Annotated in this window: 5 protein-coding genes and 1 pseudogene; 5 read left to right on the forward strand and 1 reads right to left on the reverse strand. The window is 70.8% G+C overall.

Going from position 1 to position 6,793, the window contains the following annotated elements; all coding sequences use genetic code 11:
* Both B1400_RS09750 and fmt read left to right on the forward strand, forming a co-directional pair.
* Positions 1-685, forward strand: a pseudogene (locus B1400_RS09750) (primosomal protein N'); the annotation flags it as partial.
* 141 nt (positions 686-826) lie between these two features.
* Positions 827-1,804, forward strand: a complete 978-nt coding sequence (gene fmt, locus B1400_RS09155; protein ID WP_095614074.1) for a methionyl-tRNA formyltransferase — start codon at positions 827-829, stop codon at positions 1,802-1,804.
* A gap of 142 nt (positions 1,805-1,946) precedes the next feature.
* Here fmt and serB read toward each other — a convergent pair whose 3' ends face one another.
* Positions 1,947-2,630 carry a phosphoserine phosphatase SerB gene (gene serB / locus B1400_RS09160; protein ID WP_095614075.1) on the reverse strand — a complete coding sequence of 228 codons (684 nt, stop codon included), beginning with the start codon at positions 2,628-2,630 and terminating at the stop codon, positions 1,947-1,949.
* A gap of 121 nt (positions 2,631-2,751) precedes the next feature.
* Between serB and B1400_RS09165 the strand changes: the two genes are divergently transcribed.
* The 3 genes from B1400_RS09165 to dop form a co-directional block, all read left to right on the forward strand.
* The gene (locus B1400_RS09165) at positions 2,752-3,375 is read left to right on the forward strand and encodes a DedA family protein (protein WP_095614077.1); all 624 of its coding nucleotides are present in this window, start codon (positions 2,752-2,754) and stop codon (positions 3,373-3,375) included.
* Positions 3,376-3,569: 194 nt separating this feature from the next.
* The gene (gene arc / locus B1400_RS09170; protein WP_095614078.1) at positions 3,570-5,198 is read left to right on the forward strand and encodes a proteasome ATPase; all 1,629 of its coding nucleotides are present in this window, start codon (positions 3,570-3,572) and stop codon (positions 5,196-5,198) included.
* Positions 5,195-6,793: depupylase/deamidase Dop (gene dop / locus B1400_RS09175; RefSeq protein WP_095614076.1), on the forward strand; the 1,599-nt coding region annotated here is incomplete at its 3' end. The genes arc and dop, both read left to right, overlap by 4 nt.

Raw genomic sequence — 6,793 nt, forward strand, 5'->3', positions numbered from 1 at the left:
GATCCTGTCGAGCCCGCACCAGCCGCAGGGCGTCGTCGAGCAGGTCACCGACGCGCCGGCGATCGTCATCGCGACTCCCGGCGCTGAGCCCCGCGTACGTGCAGGCGCTTACCGGGCCGTCGCGATTCTCGACGCATGGACGAGCCTGTACCGGCAGAACATCGACGCGTATGTCGACGTGCTGCGCGACTGGATGCGCGCGATGGCGCTGTGCGCGCCGCGCGCCGACGGGGGCGTGGGGCTGCTGATCGGCGAGACCGATCCGGTGATCGCGCAGTCGCTGATGACATGGGATCCGCGCGTCCTCGCCCGCGCCGAACTCGCGCAGCGGCGCGAGGCCGGGCTGCCGCCGGTCGTGAGCGCGGCCTGCGTGTGGGGACAGCGCAACGCCGTCGCCGAGACGCTGCGGCGCATCGGCGTCGTCGGCGACGGCGACTGGGCGGCGCTGCGTCTCGGCGACGACGAGTTCCCGGCGGTGCTCGGACCGGTGCCGATCCCGCCCGAACGCACCGTGGACTCGCGCGAGCTCGAGCAGATGCGCGACCGCGTCAAGGCCGTCGTGCTCGTCACGCATGCACGGCGCGCCGAACTGGCGATGCGGCTGCGCACCGCGGCCGCGAGGCATGTCGCGGCGCGCGAGTTCGGCGAACTGCGCTTCCGCGTCGACCCCAAGGACTTGCTGTAGCGCTCAGCTCACGGCGACACGCGCCGTGCGCCGGCCTCGTCGACTACGATGGGGACGACCGGCGGGCGGACGGCGCGGCCGTGCACCCGCCCGCGATGACGACGCCATCATGGATGGACAACGGACAAGGAGAACGTGAGGATGCTGCGAGTACTGTTTGCGGGCACGCCGGAGGTGGCTGTGCCCTCGTTGAGGACGCTGGCGAAGGACACCGAGCATTTCGAGGTCGTCGCCGTGCTCACGCGTCCCGACGCTCCGACCGGCCGCGGCCGCAGGCTCATGGCGAGCCCGGTCAAGATGGCGGCCCTCGAGCTGGGCCTGCCGGTCATGGAATGCGATCCGAACGAGGAGGCCTTCCTGTCCGCGCTCAAGGCGACCGGCGCCGAGGCCGCCGCGATCGTCGCCTACGGCAGGATCCTCAAGGAGCCGGTGCTCGAGGCGCTGCCGCTGGGCTGGTACAACCTGCATTTCTCGCTGCTGCCGCAGTGGCGCGGCGCCGCCCCGGCGCAGCGCGCGATCTGGGCGGGCGAGTCGGTGACTGGCGCGTCGGTGTTCCGTGTCACGAAGGGCATGGACGAGGGCCCGGTGCTCGCGCAGTCGACGGTCGAGATCGGCGCGCACGAGAACGCCGGCGAGCTGCTCGACCGCCTCGCCGAGGACGGCGCGCATCTGCTCGCCGCGTCGCTCGAAGGCATGGCCGAAGGCCAGATCACGCCGGTCGAACAGCCGGCCGGCGCCTTCGAGGTGGCCGCAAAGATCTCGCACGACGACGCGCATATGCGATTCGACGTGCCGGTCTTCGCACTCGACCGCCAGATCCGCGCCTGCACGCCGCTGCCCGGCGCATGGTGCGATCTGCATGTGCAGGGCGACGCGCTCGCCCCGACGACGCTGCATGTGACGAAGGCGTCGCCGGCGAGCGCCGAGCTGCGCGAAAGCGTCGAGGTCCCCGACGACCTCAAGCCCGGCGAACTGCGCGTCACGAAGCACCATGTGTGGGTCGGCACGAGCACCGAGGCGCTCGAGCTGCAGATCGTCAAGGCGCAGGGCAAGAAGGAGATGGGCGCGGCCGAATGGGCGCGCGGCGCGCATCTGGGCCCCGGCGCCTTCCTCGACTGAATGCGTTCCCCGATGTGAGCGTGTGGACTGACCCCCCCCAAACGACGAAAACGGCCGGTCGCATCGGCAATCGATGCGACCGGCCGTCGTATATCCGGACGGTCATATGCCATGGGCGGCGCGTGCGGCGCCCCCCGAAGGCTCAGCGGCGCAGATAGTCGAGGACACGCGTCAGGTCGCGCTCGTCGATCGTATGCGGCGCGGCGCGGCGCACGGCCGGCTTCGCGCAGAACGCGATGCCCAGGGCCGCCCCGCCGATCATCGGCAGGTCGTTCGCGCCGTCGCCGACGGCGACCGTCTGGGCGCCGTCGACGCCGTCGGCCGCCGCCCAGCGGCACATCGCGCGCAGCTTGACGTCCTTCGTGACGATCGGGCCGGCGACGCGTCCCGTGAGCGTGGATGCGGCGCCGTCCACCTCGAGCCGGTTCGCGATCCGGTAGTCGAGGCCGGCTGCCTCGGCGAGCCGGTCGACGATCTCATGGAAGCCTCCGGAGACGACGCCGACCTTCCAACCGTGCGCATGCAGCTCGTCGATGAGCGGCAGCGCGCCGTTCGTGAAATGCAGCCTGCGGTACACGTCATCGAAGATCGACGTGGGCAGCCCCTTGAGCAGCGCGACGCGCGCTTCGAGCGCCTGGGCGAAGTCGAGCTCGCCGTTCATCGCGCGCGCCGTCACCGCGCTGATGCGCTCGCCGACGCCCGCGGCCTCGCCGAGTTCGTCGATGACCTCCTCGTCGATCAGCGTGGAGTCGACGTCCATGACGAGCAGGCCGGGACGGCGCAGCGTGGGCGTCTCGTCAAGGATTTGCAAAGGTGTTGGGCTCATAGTGACGATTGTCGAAAAACGCTGGGACAATGGCGCAATGCGTTTTTCGATGATTCTTTCCCAGATCCCGGTCGACGAGCAGCTGCAGTGCGCGACGAGTTCGGACGGCCTCATCGGATCGATGACCGCGTGGCTCGTGCAGCTCATGGAGACCGTCGGCGGCGTCGGCGTCGCGCTCGCGATCGCGCTCGAGTCGATCTTCCCGCCGATCCCGAGCGAGATCATCCTGCCGCTCGCCGGTTTCACGGCGGCGCGCGGCAGCATGGGCCTCGTCGCCGCGGTCCTGTGGGCGACGATGGGCTCGCTGCTCGGCGCGTGGGCGCTCTACGGCATCGCCCGCTGGTTCGGTCTGCACCGCATCCACCGCGCCGCTGACCGCATCCCGGGCGTCAGCCGCGACGACGTCGACAAGGCGAGCCGCTGGTTCACGAAGTACGGCACCTGGTCGGTGCTGCTCGGCCGCGTCATCCCGGTCGTGCGCTCGCTCATCTCGATCCCGGCCGGCTTCAACCGGATGAACTTCGCGCAGTTCTCGCTGTGGACGTTCCTCGGCTCGGCCGTCTGGAACACCGTGCTCGTCACCGCCGGGTACATGCTCGGCGACCGGTGGTGCTCGATCCTCGGCGTGCTCAACGTGTTCGAGGATGTCATCATCGTCGTCTTCGCCGCCGTCCTCGCCTTCTTCGGCGCACGTTGGATTCGCAATCTGATACGCGAGCGGCGCGCCTCGCGCGCCGACCGGTAGCATGGCGGTACGCGCTACGCGTTGAAGTCAGGGCCGGATGGCCGCTTCCGCTACACTGGGATGGGTCGCCCCCGTGGCGACGCCCCGATGCGGCGGCGGAAGCCATCCGGCCGTTTTCATGCATGCGCTTCGCCGGACATGCGATGCCGTCGCCGCCGGCAGGACACCCGATGAAGCGCATGGCGAGGTGGACGATGCACGTTTCCGACGATCGCGGCGAACCCCGCGCCGGTTCCCCCGAGACGCTCGCCGCGCACGCCGACCGGCTGCAGGCGAAGAACCACGCGCTCGCGGCCGCCCTCAGGCGCGCGACCGACGAGCTCGCCAAGGCGAAATCCCAGCTCGAGCAGTTCACGAAGCCGCCGCTGGGCTTCGCGACGATGCTGCGGCCGCACGGCAGCAGCCGCGACGAACACGGCGTGCGCCACGCGAGCGTCGAGGTGATGCACGGCGCGCGCCGCATGATCGTGCCGGTGGCCGCCCAGCTCGACGCATCCCGGCTCGAGCCGGGCATGACGCTGCTGCTCGACGAGAACCTCGTCGTCGTCGCGACGGCGGCGGCCGAGACCGTCGGCGCCGTGCGCGCCGTCGACGACGTGCTCGACGACGGGCGCCTCATCGTCGTCGACGCCTCCGGCGACCGCCGTCTCGTGCGCCGCGCCCACGATCTGCGCGACGCGCGTCTGACCTGCGCCGACCGCGTCGTCGTCGACCCGTCGAACCGATTCGCCGTGGCGATGGTGCCGCGTGAGGACACGGCGCAGCTGCTGCTCGAGGAGACGCCGGACGTCTCCTTCTCCGACATCGGCGGCCTCGACGCGCAGATCGCGCGCATCCGCGACGCCGTGCAGCTGCCGTTCGAGCACCGCGACCTGTACATGGCCTACGGGCTGACGCCGCCGAAGGGCGTGCTGCTGTACGGGCCGCCCGGCAACGGCAAGACGCTGATCGCGAAGGCGATCGCGCACGAACTCGCCGGCGAGGGGGCGCACGGCGTCTTCCTCGCCGTCAAAGGCCCCGAGCTGCTCAACAAATACGTCGGTGAATCGGAACGGCTCATCCGCCTGTTGTTCGACCGCGCGCGCGAACGCGCGGCCGCCGGCCAGGCCGTCATCGTCTTCATCGACGAGATGGACGCGCTGCTGCGCACGCGCGGCTCGGGCGTCTCCTCGGACGTCGAGACGACGATCGTGCCGCAATTCCTCGCCGAACTCGACGGCGTCGAGCGGCTCGACAACGTCATCGTCATCGGCGCGTCCAACCGCGTCGACATGATCGATCCGGCCGTGCTGCGCCCGGGCAGGCTCGACGTCAAGATCCGCGTCGACCGTCCGGACCGGGACGCGGCGCTCGCGATCGCCGCGCGCTACCTGACGCCGCACCTGCCGTACGCCGACGGCGTCGACGCGGACGCGCTCGCATGCGCGCTCGTCGACGGCGTCTACCGGCGCGACGGCTCGCGCAGGCTCGGCGACCTGCGGCTCGACGACGGCTCCGGGCGTGCGCTCGATCTGGCCGACGTCGTCTCCGGCGCGATGCTGCGCAACATCGTCGACCGCGCCAAGACGGCGGCCGTCAAGGCGAGCGTCGGACGCGGAGCGCCCGTCGCGCTCGACGCGGCGATGATCGCGCGGGCCGTGGCCGACGAGTACCGCTCGGTATGGGACACGCTCGGCGACGTCGACGCCTCCCAGTGGGCGAAGGTCAACGCGCTCGGCGACGGGCACGCCGTCAAACTGCGGCGCATCGACCGGATCGACGATGACGGTGACGGGCAGGACGCGGCGCCTCGCGCGCCGGAACGGGAAAGGACACTTGCATGAGCGTCAGAAGGATTGTCGGCACCGAGACGGAGTACGCGGTCATGGCGGATCGGGGCAACCCGGTGCAGTGGTCCTTCGACGTCGTCGCAGGGGCCGCCGCAAGCGACGATGCGCGTCGCATCCGCTGGGACTACCGGCAGGAGGACCCGGTCAACGACATGCGCGGACGGCGTCTCGAACGCGCCGCCGCGCGGCCGGAGATGCTCACCGACGAACCGCAGCCGCAGATCACGAACGTGCTCGCCGGCAACGGCGGCAGGCTCTATGTGGACCATGCGCATCCCGAATACTCGTCGCCGGAGACCGACGACCCGTTCACGGCCGTCGTCTACGACACGGCCGGCGATGTGCTGATGCGGCGCGCGGCCGCGCATGCGAATGCCGAGGGCCGCGCCGACGGCACGCTGCGGCTCTACCGCAACAACGTCGACGGCAAGGGCGCGAGCTGGGGATCGCACGAGAACTATCTGATGCGCCGCGACGTGCCCTTCGACGTGACGGCGGCGATGATGACGGCGCATTTCGTCACCCGGCAGCAGTACACCGGCTCGGGCAGGATCGGCCTGGGTGAGCGCGGCGAACGGATGGGCTACCAGCTGAGCCAGCGCGCCGACTACTTCCATATGCAGGTCGCGCTGCAGACGACCTTCGACCGGCCGATCGTCAACACGCGCGACGAGGCGCATGCGCCGGCCGACATGCGCCGGCTGCACGTCATCGTCGGCGACGCGAACCGCATGGACGTGCCGCGCGTGCTCAAGCTCGGCACGACGAGCATGTTGCTATGGACGCTCGAGCACGCCGACGAGGCCGGCATCGACATCGCCTCGCGCCTCGGGGAGCTGCGCTTGGCCGATCCGGTCGACGCGATGCACCGCGTCTCGCACGATCTGACGCTCGCCGAGCCGCTCGCGATGGCGCACGGCGGCACGATGACGGCATGGCAGATCCAGGTCATGCTCAACGCGCTCGTCTACGAGACGGCCGCCGCGGTCCACGGCACCGACACGCGCGGCGAGCCGGTGTGGCCGGACCGAGAGACCCGGTCGGTCATGGCGATGTGGAGGCAGGCGCTGCTCGATGTGGCCGCCATCCGCCACGCCGACGACGGCGAACGTTTGCAGTCGCGTTCCGAGGCGAGCCGTCTCGAATGGCTGTGCAAATGGCAGCTCGTCGAGGGGATGCGCCGGCGGCTGCACCCGGACGAGCCGATCGCCGACGCATTGGAGGACCCCCGGCTGCAGGCGATCGACCTGAGGTGGGCGAGCCTTGACGAGTCCGAGTCGATCTATGCGAAGGTGCGCGGGCGCACCGAGCGCACGGCGAGCGACGAGGAGATCGACGCCGCCGCGGACATGCCGCCCGAGGACACGCGCGCATGGCTCCGCGGAACGCTTGTGCGCCGATGGCCGGATCAGCTGCGCGCGGTCTCGTGGACGCATGTCACGACGCGCGACGACGCCGATGGCAGACAGTGGACGCTCGGCATGGACGACCCGCGCGCCTTCACGAAGGAGGCCTGCGCCGAGGCGCTCGCCGGCGCCGGCGACGCATGGCAGGCCGTGCGGGCGCTCGGTGGCGCGCCGGTCGGCGAC

Source organism: Bifidobacterium italicum (assembly GCF_002286915.1).
GTDB lineage: Bacteria > Actinomycetota > Actinomycetes > Actinomycetales > Bifidobacteriaceae > Bifidobacterium > Bifidobacterium italicum.